Annotated in this window: 17 protein-coding genes; 13 read left to right on the plus strand and 4 right to left on the minus strand. The window is 62.7% G+C overall.

The genetic code is table 11. The annotated features are described in order from the left end of the window. Nucleotides 1-3: 3 nt before the first annotated feature. Genes tssK through tagH form a run of 3 tightly spaced genes read right to left on the minus strand, consistent with a single transcriptional unit; the run spans nucleotide 4 to nucleotide 3219 of the window. Nucleotides 4-1338, minus strand: a complete 1335-nt coding sequence (tssK, locus tag LOY22_RS25185) for a type VI secretion system baseplate subunit TssK (protein ID WP_093378512.1) — start codon at nucleotides 1336-1338, stop codon at nucleotides 4-6. Between the two features lie 15 nt (nucleotides 1339-1353). Continuing rightward, nucleotides 1354-1851 (minus strand): type VI secretion system lipoprotein TssJ, encoded by a 498-nt coding sequence (gene tssJ, locus LOY22_RS25190; protein ID WP_093378507.1) that lies wholly within the window; start codon nucleotides 1849-1851, stop codon nucleotides 1354-1356. A gap of 36 nt (nucleotides 1852-1887) precedes the next feature. Then, nucleotides 1888-3219: a type VI secretion system-associated FHA domain protein TagH gene (gene tagH, locus LOY22_RS25195; RefSeq protein ID WP_258595273.1), complete on the minus strand. Its 1332-nt coding sequence runs from the start codon at nucleotides 3217-3219 to the stop codon at nucleotides 1888-1890. 390 nt (nucleotides 3220-3609) lie between these two features. Here tagH and tssA point away from each other — a divergent pair, with 390 nt between their 5' ends. The 13 genes from tssA to LOY22_RS25260 all read left to right on the plus strand — a co-directional run bounded on the left by tssA (nucleotide 3610) and on the right by LOY22_RS25260 (nucleotide 21800). Beyond that, nucleotides 3610-4644 carry a type VI secretion system protein TssA gene (gene tssA / locus LOY22_RS25200; RefSeq protein ID WP_408980952.1) on the plus strand — a complete coding sequence of 345 codons (1035 nt, stop codon included), beginning with the start codon at nucleotides 3610-3612 and terminating at the stop codon, nucleotides 4642-4644. Nucleotides 4645-4739: 95 nt separating this feature from the next. Then, nucleotides 4740-5255, plus strand: a complete 516-nt coding sequence (tssB, locus tag LOY22_RS25205) for a type VI secretion system contractile sheath small subunit (protein ID WP_010221277.1) — start codon at nucleotides 4740-4742, stop codon at nucleotides 5253-5255. A 15-nt stretch (nucleotides 5256-5270) separates the two neighbouring features. Further along, nucleotides 5271-6764: a type VI secretion system contractile sheath large subunit gene (tssC, locus tag LOY22_RS25210; protein WP_258595276.1), complete on the plus strand. Its 1494-nt coding sequence runs from the start codon at nucleotides 5271-5273 to the stop codon at nucleotides 6762-6764. Nucleotides 6765-6845: 81 nt separating this feature from the next. Continuing rightward, a complete protein-coding gene (locus LOY22_RS25215) occupies nucleotides 6846-7334 on the plus strand; it encodes a type VI secretion system tube protein Hcp (RefSeq protein ID WP_038998241.1) in 489 nt (162 codons plus the stop codon). 106 nt (nucleotides 7335-7440) lie between these two features. After that, nucleotides 7441-7956 carry a type VI secretion system baseplate subunit TssE gene (tssE, locus tag LOY22_RS25220; protein ID WP_258595278.1) on the plus strand — a complete coding sequence of 172 codons (516 nt, stop codon included), beginning with the start codon at nucleotides 7441-7443 and terminating at the stop codon, nucleotides 7954-7956. Continuing rightward, a complete protein-coding gene (gene tssF, locus LOY22_RS25225; protein ID WP_258595280.1) occupies nucleotides 7953-9812 on the plus strand; it encodes a type VI secretion system baseplate subunit TssF in 1860 nt (619 codons plus the stop codon). Before tssE ends, tssF begins: the two co-directional genes overlap by 4 nt. Then, nucleotides 9776-10825, plus strand: a complete 1050-nt coding sequence (tssG, locus tag LOY22_RS25230) for a type VI secretion system baseplate subunit TssG (RefSeq protein WP_258595282.1) — start codon at nucleotides 9776-9778, stop codon at nucleotides 10823-10825. Before tssF ends, tssG begins: the two co-directional genes overlap by 37 nt. Beyond that, complete coding sequence (gene tssH, locus LOY22_RS25235) at nucleotides 10818-13496, plus strand: type VI secretion system ATPase TssH (RefSeq protein WP_258595284.1); 2679 nt, start codon at nucleotides 10818-10820, stop codon at nucleotides 13494-13496. Before tssG ends, tssH begins: the two co-directional genes overlap by 8 nt. Nucleotides 13497-13519: 23 nt before the next feature. Continuing rightward, nucleotides 13520-15463, plus strand: a complete 1944-nt coding sequence (locus LOY22_RS25240; RefSeq protein WP_195885249.1) for a type VI secretion system tip protein VgrG — start codon at nucleotides 13520-13522, stop codon at nucleotides 15461-15463. Nucleotides 15464-15478: 15 nt separating this feature from the next. Beyond that, nucleotides 15479-15913: a DUF1795 domain-containing protein gene (locus LOY22_RS25245; protein ID WP_258595286.1), complete on the plus strand. Its 435-nt coding sequence runs from the start codon at nucleotides 15479-15481 to the stop codon at nucleotides 15911-15913. 12 nt (nucleotides 15914-15925) lie between these two features. Then, nucleotides 15926-20221, plus strand: coding sequence for an RHS repeat-associated core domain-containing protein (locus LOY22_RS25250; protein ID WP_230090910.1), 4296 nt, complete (start codon nucleotides 15926-15928; stop codon nucleotides 20219-20221). Nucleotides 20222-20223: 2 nt separating this feature from the next. Then, nucleotides 20224-20559, plus strand: a complete 336-nt coding sequence (locus tag LOY22_RS25255) for a hypothetical protein (protein ID WP_093378468.1) — start codon at nucleotides 20224-20226, stop codon at nucleotides 20557-20559. 86 nt (nucleotides 20560-20645) lie between these two features. Next, nucleotides 20646-21800, plus strand: coding sequence for a lysozyme inhibitor LprI family protein (locus LOY22_RS25260; RefSeq protein WP_045201195.1), 1155 nt, complete (start codon nucleotides 20646-20648; stop codon nucleotides 21798-21800). Here LOY22_RS25260 and LOY22_RS25265 read toward each other — a convergent pair. After that, nucleotides 21771-22985 (minus strand): MFS transporter, encoded by a 1215-nt coding sequence (locus tag LOY22_RS25265; RefSeq protein ID WP_093378464.1) that lies wholly within the window; start codon nucleotides 22983-22985, stop codon nucleotides 21771-21773. The two genes, LOY22_RS25260 and LOY22_RS25265, sit on opposite strands and share 30 nt — an antisense overlap. Nucleotides 22986-23098 lie beyond the last annotated feature (113 nt).

Here is a 23098-nt window from a genome sequence, read left to right on the forward strand (position 1 = left end):
GGCTTATCCTCGGATGGCCCAGAAGGCCAGGTTCAGCCCCGGGAATTCGCCTGCGACGTAGAAGGCAAAGCCGCCGGCGTTCTGCAGTTGCTGCCAGTGCTCGCTGCCGCGATCGAGCTCGTAGTAGGTGGAGCCGGCATGGAACGGGATCTGCCGTGGTGCCACCGGCAGCGGCAGCAGGCCGATGCCCGGCAGTTGCAGGTTGACCAGGTCACGGATGTGCTCGACCGCGCCGATCTTGCTTTGCTGGGCGAAGCGCCCGCGCAGGGTTTCGCTCGGTACGTCGGCACGCACCACGAGAATGAAACTGGCATTGTCGAGCAGGCTGCGGTCGGCAAGCATGGCGACATGAATGCCATAGGCCTTTTCGACAATCGGGATCGGCGTGGCCTTGCTGTCGATCAGCATCGACAGGGCTTCGCGCAGCGCCTGCATGACCGGGGCGAAGCTCGCCGCCAGGTCGTCATGCTGGTACACCGGGAACTCACCCGGGCGGCGGTTGCTGGCACAGAAGGTGGCAAACTCACCGGCCAGGCTGACCAGCTCGCTGTACAGCCGCTCCGGGTGCAACGGGCTCAACTGGCTCAGGTGCTCGACCAGCGGTTGCGCGCGATTGACCAGTTGCAGGAGCATGAAGTCGGCGATCTCCGAAGCACCACCGGCACCGGAGGCCACCACCCGCCCGGCCAGTGCTTCACCGCGTTGATGCAAAAGGCCCAGCAGTTCGCTGCGAAATGCCGACAGGCTTTTGCTCGCCGATACATCCAGCACCGGCGCGATATAGCTGTCATCCAGCACCAGGGCGCGGTCAGCGCGTTTTTCCTTGATACGTACCAGGCCCAGCGCGGCATAGTCGCTCAGGCCTTCTTCGGCGGTGATCAAGCGCAGCGCACGGGAGCCAAGGGCGACCGGGGCGCGGTTCTCGAACGGCGCGTTGTCGTCACGCACTTCGGCCACCCGGCTGACATAACGCGCGCCACCTGCGGCTTCGCCTTCGTCCACGGTATCGCGGGCACCGGCGCGCTTGAGCGGCAAGGCCAGGTACACCAGGCCATCACGCAGGTTGTCGTCGATGTTCAGCGGGCTGGGCGCCAGGTCATCGTGGGGGATGTTGAACGGCGTGCCATCGGGCAGCAGCCCGCGGGCAGAAACGATGGCCAGCTTGCCCTGGGCCAGCAGGCCCTGGTCGACCAGCAGCTCGGAGAAGCCCCAGGCGCCCGCCGACAGCGGCCGGCTGCGGGCATCGATAAGGTTCTCGAGATAACGGTCATGTTGTTGAAAGTGCTGGGTTCCGAGGAACATGCCTTCCGACCAGACCACACGATTGTTCCAGGACATGGCTTCTCCGATCGCCTATTGGGCGGTGCTGGTTGGGGAGGTATGGGCAACGCTGCGCACAGCGCGAACATCGAGGCTGATCTGGTAGTCCAGCGGCGGCACTGGCAGCAGGCTGCGCCATTGCGCCTGGTCGATTTCGCGGTAGCCGACCACCAGGCCGATCTGGCGCGTCAGCGGGTTCAACGGCCGGTCGATGCGCACTTGCTCACCGGGCTGCACCAGCACTTCGTCCTGATCTAGCAGGTCGGCGCCCAGGGTCGCCGGGCCGCGTTCGGCCAGGGCAAAATAATCGGCGCGGCTGAAACCTGCGCTGTTCTTCAGTTCGAGAATGCGCACGCGCACAGGCGCGGCCTGGCCGTTGGCGCCCGGGTTGAGCCCGGCGGCGGCACTGAAATACAAGGTGACGCTGGTAGGCCCCGCCACCTCGGGCTGGACCGGTGCTGCGACTTCATCCTTGCTACAACCACTGAGCAGCAGTGTGGTTACCGCTGCCATCAGCATTGTTCGAATCATCCTGCGTCCTCAATGACGTGGCACTTTCCGTTTGTTTCAGGAGCGCTGCAGACGCGCGCTGTGCTCCTCGTAGGCGCGACTGAATTCGCGCCCGAACAGGTCCTGGAAGTCGTCTTCGGCTTCCCGGGAAATCTTGCTGTACAGCTCGGTGAACTGCTGCCAGTACTGCGCCTGGCGCGAACCTGCGAACAGCTTCGACAGCCCTGCCGGTTCACCGAGCCGCGCCTCCAGCTGCGCCGGCTCGAAACGCCCGAGCAGGTGCTTGATCGCCGCTTCAACACCGGCCATCACTGCCAGCTGATGCGCGCGCAAGTCGTCGAAACTGTCGCGTACCGCCTGGTCCGGCGCCATGAACGCGTGGTTGCCATGGCGCAGCAGCAACAGCAGCGCTTCATCGGCATTGGGCGCGAACTTGAGCGGGTTGTTTTCTGCCGGGCGGATCATCGTCTGCTGCATGCGGAACTCGCCCTTGAGGCTGCTGCGCGCACGCAACACATCGATCAGGCCCTCGACCATCAAGCGATAACTGCGGCCAAGGGCTTCCATCTGCGCCTCGACCTGGGCGCTGTCGATACGCAGATGTTCAAGGCCCGCACCGCGCAGGAACGCCTGGGCCAGCACACTGGAGTCGCCAGCCTGCGCCGAGGCCTCGACAGGCGCGGGCATGGGTGCGGGCATGGCTGGTTCGACAGCTACAACGACAGGCGCGGGCGCCGCCGGCACCGGTTCGGCGAACGGGTCCCAGTCTTCGGGAATCACTCCAGGGCTTGCCGGTACCGGCTCAGGCGTCGACGCTACGGGCGTTGGCGGGCGAAAATCATGCTGCTGGGCAGGCACGTGATCGGCGCGGGTCACCGGCGCAATGCTCGCCGGTGCAAGAAAATCGAACAGGTCCGGCAAGGTGGCATTGCTCGACGCGCCCTGGATCAACGCTGGCGCAACAGCATTTTGGGGGGTCGCAGCGGCACCGGCCTGGTTGGCCATCAGCGCCTCGAAGCTGTTGGCGGCGTCAGCACCGTACGGGTTGCCATCGGCAATCTTGAAGCTTGAATCGATCCGTGCCTGGATTTCGTACTCGCCGATACGGATGACTTCGCCATCCATCAACGGCTCACTGTTACCGCGACGCAAGCGAATACCGGCGTGAATTAATTCGACACCATTAGTGCTGTTATCGGTCAGGTAATAACGGCCGTCTTTATATTGAATTACACAATGTTGCGAAGAAACCAGACGCTCCGGATCGGGCAGCACCCAATCATTATCGGGGCCGCGACCAATACTGATGGCACCTGACTCGATGAACTTTTCAGGACATTGGCCAGGGGTAATCTTGTGATAACTGGTAATAGTAAGACTCAGCGACATCACGCCTCCTTAGCAACATCCCGAATCGCCTGTGGGCCCGCTGGAGGCCTGCCACACTTGCCACGATTCGCTTCCAATCCCTGAAAAAGTCTACTGAATGTCCGAATTTCGTTCACTTTTCGCTGATGTTTATCAGTTTCAAATGACATCCACCGCTACCCTGACCAACAAGTCAATAAACCTGTACGGCCCAGTATGCAGGTCACGATGGGCCGCTAGCTTACCTTGACAGCCAATTGGAAATAAACCAAAAATGCGCAACTTGCTGAACAGGCGTGATATCACTTTGATATCAACTAAGGACAACTCAGCAAATTATGTGCGCTATGTCACAAAACCAACTAGCACACATTAGCCACCCCCACCACGGGACGATACGGAGATCGATATCTGGTGAACTCAGCGCATTTGCTCGCTGCCGTTTCGGAAAACTTTCCTTGCGGCGACGACCTTGAATACGACCCGGACTTCCTGCAATTGGAGCGTGATGCCCAAGGCCGGCCCGAGCGTGTCATGGGCGATGCCATCCAGCCTGCCGAAGCTCCGCAGTGGCGGCAGATCGAACAGTCCTGCACCGCCCTGCTGCAACGCAGCAAAGACCTTCGCGTCACTCATTTCCTCTTGCAAAGTGCCCTCGCCCTGCACGGCATTGCCGGCCTGGCCAACACTCTGCAACTGATCAACGAGCTGTTGCGCCAGTACTGGCCGCAGGTCCATCCGCAGCTCGACGCCGATGACGACAACGACCCGACAGTGCGTATCAACGCCCTCGCCGGTCTGGTCTGCGAGACCAACATCGCCCTGCTGCGCGAAAGCCTGCTGACCCGCTCCCGCGCCTTCGGCCCGGTCAGCCTGCGCGCAGCCCTGCACGCCAGCGGTTTGCAGCACTTTGCCAGCGAGACGCTCAACGCCGACGAACTCGGCGGCGCCCTGCGCGACAGCGATGGCGAGCAACTGCAGGCCACCCGCGAGGCGCTACAGCAAGCCCGCGAGGCCGCCGAGGCAATCGAGCAATACGTCAACGAGCAGGTCGGATCGGCCAGCGGAGTTGATCTGAGCGCGCTCAAGCAGCCACTGCGCCAGGCCGCACAGATTCTTGCCGAACATGCGCCGGCCAGCGAGCAGGCCGCCAACGACGCCAGCGAAATCAGCAGCGCTGCCAACAGCTCGACGCCGGTTGCCGAGGCCGCCCCCGCGCCCGCCATCGCCCGCGCTTCGGCCGATATCGCCAGCCGCGACGAAGTGCTGCGCAGCCTTGACCGAATTCTCAAGTACTACGCCCGCCACGAGCCCTCGAGCCCGCTGCCGGTGCTGCTCAACCGCGCGAAAAATCTGGTCAACGCCGATTTTGCCGCGATCGTCCGCGACTTGATCCCCGATGGGCTGTCGCAGTTCGAAACCCTGCGCGGACCCGAAGCTGACTGAGGCCTGCGGGCCTGACCTAACGCACATACGCAACACCGTTACCGGCAACGATCGATGACGCCAATACCGTCGCACCTGCGACCAGGAGGAACAACGTGGCGAACCCCAGTTCTCAGAAATTCATTGCGCGCAATCGCGCGCCGCGGGTGCAGATCGAGTATGACGTCGAGCTCTACGGCGCCGAAAAGAAGGTCCAGCTGCCTTTCGTCATGGGCGTCATGGCCGACCTCGCGGGCAAGCCTGCCGAGCCGCTGGCCCCGGTCGCCGAGCGCAAGTTCCTGGAAATCGACGTCGACAACTTCGACTCGCGCCTCAAGGCCATGCAGCCACGGGTGGCGTTCCACGTACCCAACGAGCTGACCGGCGAAGGCAACCTGAGCCTGGATATCACCTTCGAGAGCATGGACGACTTCAGCCCTGCCGCCGTGGCGCGCAAGGTCGATTCGCTGAACCAGCTGCTCGAAGCGCGGACCCAGCTGGCCAACCTGCTGACCTACATGGACGGCAAGACCGGCGCCGAAGAAATCATCATGAAAGCCATCAAGGATCCGGCCCTGCTCCAGGCCTTGGCCAGCGCGCCAAAGCCCCAGGATGCCGAGCCGAACGCTTAATCAGGACAAAGCCTCATGACCGATCCGATGCGTGATACCCAGGCCCAGCCAGCGGCCACCGAGCAAGCCAGCGAGTTCGCTTCGCTGCTGCTGCAAGAATTCAAACCCAAGACCGAGCGCGCCCGCGAGGCCGTCGAAACTGCGGTGCGCACCCTGGCCGAACAGGCCCTGGCGCAAACCGACCTGGTGTCCAATGACGCGATCAAGTCGATCGAATCGATCATTGCCGCCATCGACGCCAAGCTCACCGCCCAGGTCAACCAGGTGATCCACCACCCCGAGTTCCAGAAGCTGGAAAGCGCCTGGCGTGGCCTGCACTACCTGGTCAACAACACCGAGAGCGACGAGCAGCTGAAAATCCGCGTGCTCAACATCTCCAAGCCCGACCTGCACAAGACCCTGAAGAAATTCAAGGGCACAGCCTGGGACCAGAGCCCGCTGTTCAAGAAGATGTACGAAGAAGAGTACGGCCAGTTCGGCGGCGAGCCGTATGGTTGCCTGGTCGGCGACTACTACTTCAACCAGTCGCCACCGGACGTCGAGCTGCTCGGCGAGCTGTCCAAGGTGTGTGCCGCCATGCACTCGCCGTTCATCGCTGCGGCCTCGCCGACCGTGATGGGCATGGGCTCGTGGCAGGAGCTGTCGAACCCGCGCGACCTGACCAAAATCTTCACCACCCCCGAGTACGCCGGCTGGCGCTCGCTGCGTGAATCGGAAGACTCGCGCTACATCGGCCTGACCATGCCGCGCTTCCTGGCGCGCCTGCCGTATGGCGCCAAGACCGACCCGGTAGAAGCCTTCGCTTTCGAAGAAGACACCGATGGCGCCGACAGCGCCAAGTACACCTGGGCCAACGCCGCCTACGCGATGGCGGTGAACATCAACCGCTCGTTCAAGTACTACGGCTGGTGCTCGCGGATTCGCGGCGTCGAGTCCGGTGGCGAAGTGCAGAACCTGCCGGCGCACACCTTCCCTACCGATGACGGTGGCGTGGACATGAAGTGCCCGACTGAAATCGCCATCTCCGACCGCCGTGAAGCGGAACTGGCGAAGAACGGTTTCATGCCGCTGTTGCACAAGAAGAACACCGACTTCGCCGCCTTCATTGGCGCCCAGTCGCTGCAAAAACCTGCCGAGTACGACGACCCGGACGCCACCGCCAACGCCAACCTGGCCGCGCGCCTGCCGTACCTGTTCGCCACCTGCCGCTTCGCTCACTACCTGAAGTGCATCGTGCGCGACAAGATCGGCTCGTTCAAAGAGAAGGACGAGATGCAGCGCTGGCTGCAGGACTGGATCCTCAACTACGTCGATGGCGATCCGGCCCACTCCACCGAAACCACCAAGGCCCAGCACCCACTGGCAGCTGCCGAAGTGGTGGTCGAAGAAGTCGAAGGCAACCCGGGTTACTACAACTCGCGTTTCTACCTGCGCCCGCACTACCAGCTCGAAGGGCTGACCGTGTCGCTGCGCCTGGTATCGAAGTTGCCGTCGGCCAAGGGCGCCTGAGCCCAGGCTCGCTAGAACGCCCCGTGCTGCGGGGCGTGCACTGAAAAAATAATGTGGTAGATGCCACACTCTGGAGACAACATGGCAGTTGATATTTTCATCAAGATTGGCGACATCAAGGGCGAGTCCATGGACAAGGCCCACAAGGACGAAATCGATGTGCTGAACTGGAGCTGGGGCATGGCCCAGTCCGGCAACATGCACATGGGTGGTGGCGGCGGTGCCGGCAAGGTCAACATCCAGGACCTGTCGCTGACCAAGTACGTCGACAAATCCAGCCCCAACCTGATGATGCACTGCTCCAGCGGCAAGCACATCGACAAGGTCAAGCTGACCGTGCGCAAGGCCGGTGGCGAGAGCCAGGTCGAGTACCTGATCATCAACCTCGAAGAAGTGCTGATCAGCTCGCTGAGCACCGGTGGCTCGGGCGGCGATGACCGCCTGACCGAAAACGTCACCCTGAACTTCGGCAAAGTCACGGTCGATTACCAGCCGCAGAAAGCTGACGGCACCAAAGACGGCGGCCCGGTCAAGTACGGCTGGAACGTGCGCCAGAACGTCAAGATCTGATGCGTTTCGCCCTCTTCGCGGGGCAAACCCGCTCCCACCCTGTAGGAGCGGGCTTGCCCCGCGATAGGGATAACGCACTCACGCATATCACCACCGGAGCCGCCCCTTGGTAGCCGAAATCGCTGCACGTGACCGTCTGCAGCCTTCGCTGCTCGATCGTCTGACCGACGACGAGCCCGGCAACCTGCAAGAAGCCAACGACAAGCGCGTGCTTTCGCTGAGCCAGCTCAAGGCCTCGGTACTACGCGACCTCACCTGGCTGCTCAACACCACTTCACTGCTCGATGCGGCCGCCACCCTCAACACCCCGGCCGGCATTTCGGTGGTCAACTACGGCCTGCCGGCACTGGCCGGTAACAGCGCCTCGAACATTGATATCAGCGCACTGGAGAGCATCATTTACCAGGCCATCGCCACCTTCGAACCACGCATCCTGCGCAGCAGCCTGCGGGTGCGCGCCCAGGTCGCACCGGGGGAGATGAACAACAACGCCCTGAGTTTCGAGATCGAAGGCGACCTGTGGGCCCAGCCGGCGGCACTGCCGTTGCTGCTGCGCACCGACCTTGACCTGGAATCCGGGCATGTCCGGGTGGCCCCCGCCGAGCGCCGGAGACGTCCATGAACCCGCGCCTGCTCGAGCTGTACAACCAGGAACTGCAACACATCCGCGAAAGCGCGGCAGAATTTTCCAGAGAATACCCGAAGATCGCCGGGCGCCTGACCCTGTCCGGTATCGACTGCGCCGACCCCTATGTCGAGCGCCTGCTCGAAGGTTTTGCCTACCTGACCGCACGGGTGCAACTCAAGCTCGATGCCGAGTACCCGACCTTCACCCACAACCTGCTGGAGATCGCCTACCCGCACTACCTGGCGCCGACACCGTCGATGACGGTGGTGCAGATGCAGGCCGATCCAGATGAAGGTTCGCTAAGTGCCGGCTTCACCCTGCCGCGTGGCAGCGTGCTGCGCGCCACCCTTGGTCGCGATTCGCAAACGCCTTGCGAGTTTCGTAGTGCCCATGCCGTTACCCTGTGGCCGCTGCAAGTCGCCCAGGCGGAATACTTCGGCAACCCGGCAGCCCGCCTCGGGCGCCTGGCCGCCAGCGAACCGAAGGCCCGCGCCGGCTTGCGCATTACCTTGCGTACCGGCGCCGACCTGCCGTTCAACGCCCTCGACCTCAGCAGCCTGCCGCTGTACCTGAACGGCGCCGACGAACTGCCGTTTCGCCTGTACGAGCAGCTGCTGGGCAACGCCTGTGCGGTGTTCGCGCGCCAGCCTGGCAGCGACTGGGTCGAGCGCATCCCGACCTCGGCCCTGCGCCCTTGCGGCTTCGATGACCGCGAGGCGGCGCTACCGGTGGTGCCGCAGGCATTCCAGGGTTACCGCCTGCTGCAGGAGTACTTCGCCCTGCCGCAGCGTTTTCTGTTCGTAGAATTTGCCGAACTGGATCGCGCAGTAAAGCGTTGCGATGGTCAGGAGCTGGAGCTGATCGTGCTGTTCGAGCGCTACGACCAGAGCCTGGAAGGCAGCGTCGGCGCCGAGCAGTTCGTGCCCTTCTGCACACCGGCGATCAACCTGTTCCCGCGCCGGGTCGACCGCATCCACCTGAATGACCGGGTCAACGAACATCATGTGATTGCCGACCGCACCCGGCCAACGGATTTCGAGATCCACTCGTTGAGCAGCGTTACCGGCCACGGCACCGGCCCCGACCAGGCTTTCCTGCCCTTCTATGCCGTACGCGACCCGTCGCGCTACGGCCGTGACCAGGCCTATTACATCGTCCGCCGCGAGCCGCGCATGCTTTCCAGCGAGCAGCGCCGCAACGGTACCCGCTCGACCTACATGGGCAGCGAAACCTTCATCAGCCTGGTCGATGGCCAACAGGCGCCTTACCGCCACGACCTGCGACAACTGGGGGTCAGTGCCCTGTGCACCAACCGCGACCTGGCGCTGTTCATGAACGTCGGCGATGGCCGCAGTGATTTCACCCTGGCCGACAGCGCGCCGGTGGCCGCCATTCGCTGCCTGGCTGGGCCAAGCCGGCCACGGGCCAGCCATGCCCATGACAACAAGGCCTGGCGTCTGATCAGCCAGTTGTCGCTGAACTACCTGTCGCTGACCGAGCAAGGCCAGGGCGCCGCCGCCCTGCGCGAGTTGCTGCGCCTGTACGGCGACAGCCACGACGCCGCCCTGCAGCTGCAGATCGACGGCCTGCGCGAGGTCAGCAGCAAGGCCTGCACGCGACGCCTGCCGATGCCGGGGCCGATCGTCTTTGGCCGTGGCCTGGAGATCACCCTGGAATTCGACGAAAACGCCTTTCGCGGCACTGGCGTGTTCCTGCTCGGTGCGGTGTTCGAGCGCTTCCTGGCACGTTACGTGTCGATCAACAGCTTTACCGAGACGGTGCTCCGTACCACCGAACGCGGCGAGATCATGCGATGGAAAGCCAAGCCCGGACGCCGTCCGACCCTGTGAACATCCTCAGCGAAATGCAGGCCGAACCCTGGAACTACGATTTCTTCCAGGCCCTGCGCCGGCTGCAATGCGAGTCGCCGCAGCTGCCACGCTTCGGCCATTCGCTGCGCCTGGCCGATGATCCGGTGCGCCTTGGCCAGCAGCTCGACTGTGCGTTTGCGCCGGCCACCCTGGCGGCGCTGACGCCTGCCAGTGATCAGGGCCCGGCGCGCCTGGAGCAGTTCTTCTTTGGCCTCGGCGGCCCCAACGGCCCCTTGCCGCTGCACCTGACCGAGTACATGCGCGAGCGCCAGCGCAACAATGCCGACAGCACCAGCAAGCGCTTTCTCGATGTCTTTCATCACCGTCTGTTGAGCCTGTTCTACCGGGCCTGGGCCGAAGCGCGGCCGACGGTCAGCCATGACCGGCCCGATGACGACTACTGGGCCGCCCGCCTGGCCGCCCTGAGCGGGCGCGGCACCCCGGCGCTGCGTGATCAGGGCCCGTTGCCGGATACCGCCAAGTTGCACTACAGCGGCCACCTCGCCGCCCAGACCCGCTATCCGGATGGCCTGCGCGGTATTCTCGGGGCCTACTTCGGCGTGCCGGTAAGCATCGAGGAATACGTTGGCCAGTGGCTGCAACTGCCTGAACGCAGCCGCCTGGGCGCGAGCGCCAATCAGCTGGGCATGGATGTGTGCCTGGGCAGCCATGTCTGGGACCGCCAGCACAAGTTCCGCATCTGCCTGGGGCCGCTGAGCCTGGAGCAATACCTGTCGCTATTGCCCGATGGCAGTGCCTTCGCCGAGCTGGTGGCCTGGGTCGCCGAGCACCAGGGGCACGAGCTGGACTGGGACCTGCAACTGATTCTGCAGCAGGACGAAATACCCGCCCTGCAACTCAACACTGGCCGACGCCTGGGTTTCGATACCTGGCTCGGCCGCCCGCAACACGATGCCAGCGACCTGACACTGGCTCGGTACTACGCCGAGACGCGCGCATCGCAATCCACAAGGAGTCCGGAACATGGGTGAAATCAGTCGCGCCGCGCTGTTCGGCAAGCTCAACAGCGTCGCTTACAAGGCCATCGAGGCCGCCACGGTGTTCTGCAAACTGCGGGGCAACCCCTATGTGGAACTGGCCCACTGGTTTCATCAGTTGCTGCAACTGCAGGACTCGGACCTGCACCGCATCATTCGCCAGTTCAACCTGGAGCCAGCGCGCCTGGCCCGCGAACTGACCGAGGCCCTGGACCGCCTGCCGCGCGGCTCGACCTCGATCACCGACCTGTCGTCCCAGGTCGAAGAGGCGGTGGAGCGTGGCTGGGTGTATGGCAGCCTGATGTTCGGCGAAAGCCAGGTGCGCACCGGTTACCTGGTGCTCGGCATCCTCAAGACTCCGAGCCTGCGCAATGCCCTGCTCGGCCTGTCGTCGGAGTTTGCCAGGATCAAGGTCGAAGCCCTCAGCGAGCGCTTTGACGAGTACGTCGGCGACTCGCCGGAAAACGCCCTGGGCGCCAGCGACGGTTTCAATGCCGGCGCCGTGCCGGGCGAAGCCAGCGGCGCCATGGCCCCCAGCGCCCTGGGCAAGCAGGAAGCGCTCAAGCGCTTTACCGTCGACCTCACCGAGCAGGCGCGCAGCGGCAAGCTCGACCCGATCGTTGGTCGCGACGAAGAGATTCGCCAACTGGTGGATATCCTCATGCGTCGCCGGCAGAACAACCCGATCCTCACCGGTGAAGCCGGGGTGGGCAAAACCGCGGTGGTTGAAGGCTTTGCCCTGCGCATCGTTGCCGGCGATGTTCCGCCATCGCTCAAGGACGTCGAATTGCGCAGCCTGGATGTCGGCCTGCTACAGGCCGGGGCGAGCATGAAAGGCGAGTTCGAACAGCGCCTGCGCCAGGTCATCGAGGACGTGCAGGCCTCGCCCAGACCGATCATCCTGTTCATCGACGAAGCCCACACCCTGGTCGGTGCCGGTGGTGCCGCCGGCACCGGCGATGCTGCCAACCTGCTCAAGCCCGCGCTGGCCCGTGGCAGCTTGCGCACCGTGGCCGCCACCACCTGGGCCGAGTACAAGAAGCACATCGAGAAAGACCCGGCCCTGACCCGGCGTTTTCAGGTGGTGCAAGTCGCCGAGCCGAGCGAAGACAAGGCTCTGCTGATGATGCGCGGCGTGGCCTCGACCATGGAGCAGCACCATCAGGTGCAGATCCTCGATGAAGCCCTGGAAGCCTCGGTCAAGCTCTCCCACCGCTACATCCCGGCGCGCCAGTTGCCAGACAAGTCCGTCAGCCTGCTCGACACCGCCTGCGCCCGCGTCGCCATCAGCCTGCATGCGGTACCGGCCGAGGTCGACGACAGCCGTCGACGCATCGAGGCACTGCAAACCGAGCTGCAGATCATCGCCCGCGAGCAGGCCATCGGTATCGCCATCGGCAATCGCCAGCAACAGTCTGAAACCTTGCTGGCCACCGAGCGCGAGCGCCTGGCCGAACTGGAAAGCCGCTGGGCCGAAGAGAAGGCCCTGGTCGACGAGCTGCTGGCCACCCGCGCGCAGCTGCGCGAAAACGTTGGGGTGGTCGACCGCGACACCGGCAGCGAACAGAGCCATGAGCTGCGCGAAAAACTCATCGAGCTGCAGCAGCGCCTGAGCGCCCTGCAAGGTGAAACCCCGCTGATCCTGCCAACCGTCGACTATCAGGCGGTGGCCTCGGTGGTTGCCGACTGGACCGGCATCCCGGTCGGACGCATGGCCCGCAACGAGCTCGAGACCGTGCTCAAGCTCGACCAGCACCTGGCCAAGCGCATCATTGGCCAGGACCATGCGCTGCAGATGATCGCCAAGCGTATCCAGACCTCCCGCGCCGGCCTCGACAACCCCAACAAACCAATCGGCGTGTTCATGCTCGCCGGCACCTCCGGGGTAGGCAAGACCGAAACCGCCCTGGCCCTGGCCGAAGCCATGTACGGCGGTGAGCAGAACGTCATCACCATCAACATGAGCGAGTTCCAGGAAGCCCATACCGTCTCGACCCTCAAGGGCGCCCCGCCCGGCTATGTCGGTTATGGCGAAGGCGGCGTGCTGACCGAAGCGGTGCGGCGCAAGCCCTACAGCGTGGTGCTGCTCGACGAGGTGGAAAAAGCCCACCCGGACGTGCACGAAATTTTCTTCCAGGTGTTCGACAAGGGCGTGATGGAAGACGGCGAAGGCCGGGTGATCGACTTCAAGAACACCTTGATCCTGCTCACCACCAACGCCGGTACCGAGCTGATTTCCCGGGTGTGCAAAGACCCGCAGAACACCCCTGACCCCGAGGCCATCGCCAGCGCCCTGCGCCAACCGCTGCTGGAAATCTTCCCGCCGGCGCTGCTCGGCCGCCTGGTGACCATCCCCTACTACCCGCTCAGCGACGAGATGCTCAAGGCCATCACCCGCCTGCAGCTCGAGCGCATCCGCAAGCGCGTGCAAGGCACCCACAAAGTGGCCTTCGACTACGACGACGAAGTGGTCGACTTGATCGTTTCGCGCTGCAGCGAGACCGAGAGCGGCGGGCGGATGATCGACGCGATCCTGACCAACAGCCTGCTGCCGGACATGAGCCGCGAGTTCCTCACCCGCATGCTCGAAGGCAAGGCCCTGGCCGGGGTGCGCATCAGCCGCCGCGACAACGACCTGCACTACCACTTCAGCGACGCGCCGTGATGGCGCGTTTGACGAGATAAGCGATGCTATTCAAGCAATTCACCCGACTGGCGCAGATCAACAGCCCGCTGGGCCCGGATGCGCTGATCCTGGCGGAAATGGGCGGCGGCGAAGAGCTGGGGCGGCTGTTCGACTACGAGTTGCAACTGACCTCGGACAACTCGGCCATCGACCTCAACCAGTTGCTCGGCAAGCCCATGAGCCTCAGCCTGCAACTGGAGCTGGGCCGCTCGCGGTATTTTCACGGCATTGTTTCGCGCTGCAGCCAGAGCATCGACCGCGGCCAGTTCGCCAGTTACCGGGTGACGCTGCGGCCTTGGCTGTGGCTGCTGAGCAAGACCTCCGATTGCCGCATTTTCCAGAACCAGAGCATCCCGCAGATCATCAAGCAGGTATTTCGCGACCTGGGGTTTTCCGACTTCGAAGACAGCTTGAGCCGCCCCTATCGCGAGTGGGAGTACTGCGTGCAGTACCGCGAGACCAGCTTCGACTTCGTCAGCCGCTTGATGGAACAGGAAGGTATCTACTACTACTTCCGCCACGAAAAGGACCGCCACGTGCTGGTGCTGGCCGATGCCTATGGCGCCCACCAGGTGGTGCCGGGCTACGAGTCGGTGCCGTACTTTCCACCTGATGGTCAGCACCGCGAGCGTGACCACCTCAACGACTGGCACCTGGCCCAGGAGGTGCAGTCCGGCTCGCTGGAGCTTAACGACTACGACTTCCAGCGCCCCAGCGCGCGCATCGACGTGCGCTCGCAAATGCCGCGCCCGCACAGCGCCGGCGACTACCCGCTGTACGACTACCCCGGCACCTATGTGCAGAGTGAGGACGGCGAGCATTACGCCCGTACCCGTATCGAAGCGCTGCAAAGCCTGCATGAACGCATCGAACTGCGCGGCAATGCCCGCGGCCTGGCGGCAGGCAACCTGTTCAGCATGAGCGGCTTCAGCCGCCAGGACCAGAATCGCGAATACCTGATCGTCGGTGCCCGCTATTACATCGTCCAGGAGCGCCTGGAAACCGGCGCCGGCGGCGGCAATGCACAGTTCGAAAGCAACCTCAGCTGCATCGATGCGCAGCAGAGCTTCCGCCCCCTGGCCAGCACCCTGCGCCCGCAGGTCAAGGGCCCGCAGACCGCCATCGTGGTTGGCCCGGCCGGGGAAGAGATCTGGACCGACCAGTATGGCCGGGTCAAGGTGCACTTCTACTGGGACCGCCATGACCAGTCCAACGAGAACAGCTCGTGCTGGATTCGCGTGTCCCAGGCCTGGGCCGGCAAGAACTGGGGTTCGATGCAGATCCCGCGGATCGGTCAGGAAGTGATCGTCAGCTTTCTTGAAGGCGACCCCGACCGGCCGATCATCACCGGCCGGGTCTACAACGCCGAGCAGACGGTGCCCTACGACCTGCCGGCCAATGCGACCCAGAGCGGAATGAAAAGCCGTTCGAGCAAAGGCGGCACGCCGGCGAACTTCAACGAAATCCGCATGGAGGACAAGAAGGGCGCCGAGCAGTTGTACATCCACGCCGAGCGCAACCAGGACATCGAAGTCGAGAACGACGAGAGCCACTGGGTGGGCCACAACCGCAACAAGGTGGTGGACTTCAGCGAAGTGGCGACCATCGGCGAAGACCGCATTCGCGCGGTCAAGCGCGATGACATTTTGCTGGTGGGCTCGACCAAGACCGACAGCATCAGCCGCAGCTACCTGATCGAGGTTGGCGAAAACCTGCGCCTGGTGTGCGGCAAGAGCGTGCTCGAACTCAACGCCAGCGGCCAGATCAACCTCACCGGCGTGCAGTTCAACTTCAACGCCGAAGGCAATGCCCAGTTCAACACCGGCGGCACCCTGGACCTGAACATCGGCGGCGCCCCCGGCGCCACTGCGGACGGGCAAGGCGTCAAAGGCACCATCGATGGCGCCGTGGAAGCGATCTTCCCCAAGCCCAAAGCCAGCCAATAAAGAGATTTGTGCGTCATGACTTATCGCCTCAACGAATTCCAGCTCGCCCTGCCCGATGCCGAAATGCAGGACACCAGCATCAACATCCTGCGCTTTGCCAAGCTCGGCACCTCGCTGATCATCAGCCGCAGCTTGCTGGCCGACGGCGAAACCCTGCAAAGCAACTTCGACGGCCAGCTCGAGCGCCTGCAACAACAGGTCAAGGACCTGCGCTTCCAGCCGCGCCAGGCCGTGCGCTTGGGCGCCGAGCAGACGGTGGAAAGCATCGAGCTGCGCAGCCAGTTCAGCAAGGGCAACGAAAAGGTCTTCCAGTACCAACTGGCCCTGGTACTGCCCGGCACGCGCAAGATGTTCGCCCTGAGTTACGTCAAAGCCCAACCGCTGGGTGATGCCGAGGCTGCGCACTGGGCAGCGATCAAGCAATCACTGAACTTCGACACCCTGGCCTGATGAGCACCTTGCATGTCTGACGCTCTTTGGGCCGCCCGCCAGGGCGATGCGCTGATGCACACCTCGATGATGGCCGACATCGTCGGCGGTGTGCTGGAAGTGGCCGCCAACGTCGCCATCGGCATGTTGGCCACCGCGGCGGTGACTGCGGCGCTTGGGCTTACCGTGGTCACCGGCGGCCTCGGCTGCTTCGTGCTCGGCGCGGTGGTCGGTATCGTGGTCGGCGTGGCCATGAGCAAGACCGGGGCCGACAAGGGTTTAAGCAGTTTATGCGAGGGTATCGGCAATTTTCTGTTCCCGCCTTCGGTGCAGGCCAACATCCTCACTGGCTCGAAGAACACCCACACCAATGGCAAACCGGCCGCCCGCGCTGCTGGCGTCATCGTCGCCGCGGCGGCGCCCGCTGGCAGTGATGCCGCCCAGCCACCTGCCGAAGAGGAAGAAGAAAGCTTCCTCGACATGGCCAAGGGCTTTTTCTCGCAGATGTGGCGGCCCACGGTCGCCAGCCCCGCACCAAACACCGAGCCTGCCGACGACGACAAGATCCTCTGCAGCAAGCACCCGCCAATGCCGCCGCAGTACCTGGCCGAAGGTTCGAGCAAGGTCACCATCAACGGCCATCCGGCTTGCCGCAGCGGCGATCGCAGCACCTGCGAGGCGGTGATCGTCGACGCCGGGCTGATCTCCAGTAACGTGCGCATTGGCGGCGGCTCGATCGTGGTCCGCGAGATTCGCAGTGGCAAGACCCCGGGCATCGGCCTGGCGATAACCGCTTTGATGCTGCTGCGCGGGCGTGGCGGCAAGTTCTACAGCGAACTGGGCTGTATGGTAATTGGCGGCGTTGCTACCTACCTGACCGAGCAGGTAGCAGGTGCGTTGACATCCGCTGTAGCCGGCTCTGCGCATCCGGTCCATAGCCCCACCGGGGCCAAGGTTCTTGCTGACGACGATGATCTGGACTTCAGCTTGCCCGGCTTGATCCCGCTGGAGTGGCAGCGCTTCTACAGCAGCCGTGACACCCGCCACGATGGCCTTTTCGGTGCGGGCTGGAGCGTCGATTACGAGGTATTTGTCAGGATCGAACTACACCCGCAAGGCGGCGAGCGAGTGCTGTTTACCGACGATCAGGCGCGTATTATCGACATGGGCCACATACCCCGCGGCGATGCCGTCTTCAGCGCAGGTGAAGGCCTGAGTGTACGCCGCGAGCATAACGGTGAACTGCTGATCGAGCGTACCGACGGATTGTATCGCCTGTTCCAGCCGACTCCGAACGACCCACTGCACCTGCGCCTGGCGCAATTGGGTGACCGCAACGATAACCGCATCTATCTTGATTACGACGCCAGTGGTCGTTTGACCGGGCTGCGCGATACCTTCGACTTGATCCAGGTACAACTGCATTACAGCACTCAATGGCCAGGGCGGATCAGTTCTCTCGAGCGCCTGTATAGCGACGGCGCATCCGAACTGCTGGTCAGTTATGGTTATGACGACAACGGCGACCTGGCCCAGGTGCGCGACGCCAATGGCCAGTTGCAACGCAGCTTCAGCTACGACCAGGGCCGACGCATGGTCGAGCACCAGTTGCCCAGCGGCCTGCGCTGCTTCTACGAATGGACTCGCGCTGCCGACGACTGGCGCGTCGCTCGGCACTGGACCGATGATGGCGACGAGTATCGTTTCGACTACGACATCGAGGCCGGCATCACCCGGATCACCGACAGCCTGCAACGGGTCAGCAGCCGCCACTGGAACCCGCAGTACCAGATCACCCAATACACCGACGCCCTCGGCCACACCTGGTGCTTCGAGTGGAACGACGAGCGCCAGTTGCTCGCTGCCACCGACCCGCAAGGTGGGCAATGGCAATACCTGTACGATGAGTCCGGCAACCTGTGCGAAAGCATCGACCCACTCGGGCGCAGCGAGTCAACCCTATGGCTGGAGCATTGGTCTCTACCCCGAGTAGAGACCGACTACGCAGGCAATCGGCGAAGCTATCGCTACGATCAGCGCGGCAACTGCAGCAGTGAAACCGACCCACAAGGCAACATAACTCGCTATCGCTACGACGAACGAGGCCAAGTGGTAGAGGTGATCGACGCTACAGGCAAGCGCCAACACTTGCGCTGGAATGATTACGGCCTGCTCAGTGAGCAGGTTGACTGTTCGGGCTATCCCACCCGTATGAACTATGACCGTCGTGGCCATCTACAATCTGTCACCGACGCCCTCGGCGAACGTACCGAATATGAATACGACGCACGAGGCCGCTTGCAACTGCGACGGTTACCGGATGGGCGCAGCGACCTTTACCAGTATCACTGCAACGGTCAGCTCAGTACCCATACCGACCCGGCCGGGCACACCACCCAGTTCCTCTATACCCGTCGCGGTCAGCTGCACCTGCGCATCGATCCGCACGGGCGCAAAGTTCAGTACGGCTATGACGCCTACGGCCGTTTGCTCACGCTGACCAACGAAAATGGTGAGCGTTATCGCTTCGCCTGGGATCAAGGAGATCGCTTGACCCAGCAACAGTATCTGGATTCAAGCACCCGCTGTTATCACTATGATGCGCTGAACAACGTTACGGCTCAGACCTATGTCCCGGCGCCCGATGACAACGAGCCGACACTCAAACCGATCTGTCACCACTACCAACTGGATGCCGCCGGCCGGGTAATCCAAAAACGCACTGACGATGGATTAACCGAGTACAGCTACGACGCACTTGATCACCTGATCGCCATCTGTTTCACCGATACCAGCGGCAACAGCGAACAATTGGAATTCGGCTATGACGAACTCGGACAGCTTGTTGAGGACTGCAGTCAGGCCGGCTTACTGCAGCACTACTACGATGAACTTGGCAACTTGACCCAGACCCGACTGGGCGACGGCCGCTGGCTAAATCGTCTTTACTATGGCAGTGGCCATCTGCACCAGCTCAATCTCGATGGCCAGGTGATCTGTGACTTCGAGCGCGACCGCCTGCATCGAGAAGTGTTTCGCTCCCAGGGACAGCTCTGCACCCGCAGCGAGTACGACCGTAGCGGCCGCCTGCGCTCCCGGCTGCGTCGTTCACTCCAGCAGCCGCCACAGCTACCAGCGCCCGTTCAACAACGCTTTGACTTCGACCCTGCCGACAATTTGATCGGTCGTTTCAATCAGGATCTTGCAGGCCAGCACCAGCAACTGCTGCATTACGATGCCAGCGCTCGCATCATGGCCAGCCAGAACACAGGTCAGGGCCAGAGCGAAGTCTTTGCCTACGATGCCGCGGCTAATCTGCTCGACGGTTCAGAGCTCGGAAAGGGCCTTGTCCGCCATAATCGTTTGCTTTCTTACCAAGACAAGCGGTATCGCTACGACGCCTTTGGTCGGATGATCGAAAAACGTAGCAGCCGCCACGGCGTGCAACGGTTCAGCTACGACGCAGAACACCGCTTGATCCAGGTCCGCAGCCATATCGGCGGCCGAGAACGGGTGCTGAACATGCGTTATGACCCATTGGGTCGACGCGTCGAAAAAAGCCAGCACGACGATGCTGGCAATCTGCTGGAAAAGACCCGTTTTACCTGGGATGGACTGCGCCTTTTGCTGGAGCAGCAGCATGGCCGAACCAGTCTCTATCTCTATGATCAGGACAGCCATGAGCCTCTGGCGCGGGTCGACGGCGCTGGCGCACAACAACACGTGCGCTACTACCACAACGACCTTAACGGCTTGCCAGAGCAATTGACCGAATTCAAGGGTGACGTTCTCTGGCAGGCGAGCTATCTGGTATGGGGCAACACCCTGCAGGAAACCCGCGAAGGATATTACCTCGAAGAGCAGAATCTCAGGTTCCAAGGGCAGTACCTGGATCGGGAAAGCGGACTGCACTACAACACGTTTCGCTTCTATGATCCTGATATCGGACGCTTCACCACACCCGATCCCATCGGCCTGCTGGGGGGCATCAACCTTTATCAATACGCACCGAATCCGCTCGGTTGGATCGACCCGCTGGGTTGGAAGAAGAAATGCAGCTTCCGAAAACCCCGACGGGTAAAAAGCAAATCAACGGGGCGCACCAGACCCCGGAACCGCAACGAAGAGTTCGCTCTGGATCATGTCAAGAAACATCCGGAAAACGGGATAGAGATCATCAAGCCCGACCAGATCGGAGACCCTCACTTCAAAGGCAAGGGCTGGTCAAAAATGGAGCGTAAAGTAAACGGGGTCAACGTCCACTACATGGCCAAGCTCGATCCTAAAGGGAAAATGACCCACGTCACTGACTTCAAGATAAAGGACTGAAGATGAACTACACCCATCGAAACAGCAAAAATCAGAAGAGCCACTGGGAACAGTGCGAGCGGCAGCAGGCGCCCTACATAGAGATCAGCGACATCAATGAAACGTACAAGAATGTTTTCTACGACATTACCAATCTGTCAGGGGACCTCGAAGAAATTTCCGAAGCAGTGAAAGCGATCTACACAAGTTATGTTGCGTTCTACCTTGTGCCTCAGATCGATATCGAGCCTCTGTTCGAGCAATATTACTTTTTTAACCTGATCGTCAAATCTGCACACGCAGAGATCATTGCAGAGCAGCTGCATTGCTACCTGAGCGCACAACTCAACGGCCAATGAACCCCAGGCACATTGCTGCGGCAGATTCCGCAATGGCCCTTGCTGACGTATCATCCGCACCCTGCTCAACCTCACATGGATGTCCGATGAAAGCCGCCGCGCGCTTGCTTCCTGCTGCCCTGTTCGCTGCCTGCCTGCACAGCCCCGCGACCCTTGCCGCAGGCTTTGACTGCAGCAAGGCCAGCACCCTGCTGGAAACCGCGATCTGCACCACACCGTCGCTGTCGGCCAAGGACGACACGCTCAACGAGCGCTACAAGCCGCTCAAGGACCGCAAGATCTTCCGCGAGCTGGAAAACTTCTGGCTGCGCGAGGTGCGTAACCGCTGCGAGACTGCCGCCTGCCTGGAAGTCGCCTACGACCAGCAGATCAAACTGCTGACGCCAGTACCGGCACTCTCCCAGGTTGATCCCAAAAGCCTGCAGCCCCTGCCCCGCGACCAGCGTTATACCCAGGTCGAGGATGAGCCGTGGCAGCGCTTTCCCCTGGCCACCGTTGCCGACATGAGCGAAGACAGTTTTGCCTATCTGGTGGACGTTGCCACCCTCGATGGCGTGCTGAACGTGGTGCTGTTCGTTGCCGAAAAGCAGGATGACGAAGGCAGCAACCCCGGCAATATCTATGACAGCCGCCCGATCGGCACCCTCTACGAATACTCCGACGCACGCCCTGGCCTGCACCCGTTCGCGCGCAATGTGCGCTTTGATGGCTGGAACAGTATCACCGCCAACGATCAGGGCCGGCGCTATGCCGGGATCATTGACGGGGTGTTCTACTACCGGCAGAAAATGAGCGGCGAGGCGCAGCAAAGCATGGCCTACACACTGGGTTCCAAGGCCACGCCGCAGCCTTCAACGCAACTGTACGCGGCCGAGTCCAACAGCAAGCGTTTCGCCAAGGCGCAGATCAGCGGCGACCTCAACCACGATAACTCCGGCCTGCTGATCTATTACCCGCACCTTACCGGCGACAGCAACCCCTACGACCGGGTGATGGACAAGGATGCCGGCGGCTGGAGCCTGGTCAACCCGACCTGGAGCCCGACCCGGCCGGTCCTGTACTTCGACAACAACGGCGGCTTCGCCTGCATCTGGAGGGTCGACCTGGTGACCAAGCGCCTGGAGAAGATCGTCCCCGAGCATGAGGCAGTTGCCGCTCGCCCGGTGGATGTCATCGGCCGCGAGGCGATCGTTTACCTGGAAGCCGACCAGTTAATGTTTGCCATCGCCCCGGACCAGTAACGCCTGCGCAACGTTACGGGCGCGCCTGCGCCCGAACAGGCGGCCAAGGCTGACCGCCCAGTTGAGCAACGCCACCAGCAGCAGGCACAGCATCATCGCCTCGGTGCCGCCGCTGACGATCAGCTGCCCGGCCAGCCAGGGAAAGCCGAACACCCCGAGAAAGTACGCCAGGCTGAATAGCAGCAAGGCCTGCGGGGTATGCCCGGGCGGTGCCTGGTTGGCGGCCAGGCCGTTGATTACCGAATAGTTCAGACCGTATCCAACCCCCAGCAGCGCTGCGGCCAGCAGATAGCCAAGGTTGCCCTGTACCCACCAGCCCAGCGCCAGCACGGCGAGCACGATAAAGCCCGAGAGCAGGCACGAGGCACGGTAGGCATCACGCTTGACCACCCAGCCGGCGATCAGCAAACGGCAACTGATGGCCGCACTCATGAAGCCGATGAAGAACAGCGAATAATCCAGGCCGCGCCCGGCGGCATAAGAGGTCTGGAAGCTGCCCAGACCACCGAAGATCGCGCCGCCCAGGCCGACCATGAGAACCGGCCAGCGTGCGGGCGAGGCCAGTACGGTTGCGCCAGCGCGGCGGCTGATGCCAACCGGCTGAGTGGCGTGCCGTGGCTGGCGGGCCAGATGGTTGAAGATCAGCAGGCCCGCGACTGCGGCACCCGCGGCGGTGTAGAACGCCGTCTGCACCGGCAGTTGCAACAGCGCTGCCAGCTTGCCCGCCAGCGGCCCGGAACCGATGCCGCTCATCATGCTGCCCGAGAGCAAAGCGAAGCAGTGGGTACGCCGCTGGGCTTCGACCCGCTCGGCCACCAGGATCGGGCCCAGGGTGTAAAAAGCCCCCCAACCCAGGCCCAGCATCAGGCCGCAGAGCATCAAGCCCGCGCCGGTGCCAGGCACCAGGGCGAAGCCCAGGCAAGCCGCCACCAGGCTCAGCGCCGACAGGGCGATGGCTCGTGCCGAACCCAAGCGGTCGGCCAGATGGCCACTGCCAAGTACGGCGACGATGGTGCTAAGCATGGCAACTGAAATGATCTGCCCGGCATCCTGCTCGTTGCCGCCACGGCTGCTGACCAACAGCGACAACAGGAAGGTCGAGCCATAGGACAACGACAGCAGGTAGCTGGCCAGGCACAGCAGGCCAAAGCCAGGGGCAGCTTGTTCGGTACGGATGGCGGACATGCTCGGACGTCACTCGGCGAAGTGGAGCTGCCTTGTAGCATGGCCTAGCTCCACGACCGTTATAAAACTGCCGGAGTTGGGTTCAGCCGGCAGCGAACTGTGCCTGCGCGCGG

It is taken from the genome of Pseudomonas sp. B21-035 (assembly GCF_024748945.1).
GTDB lineage: Bacteria > Pseudomonadota > Gammaproteobacteria > Pseudomonadales > Pseudomonadaceae > Aquipseudomonas.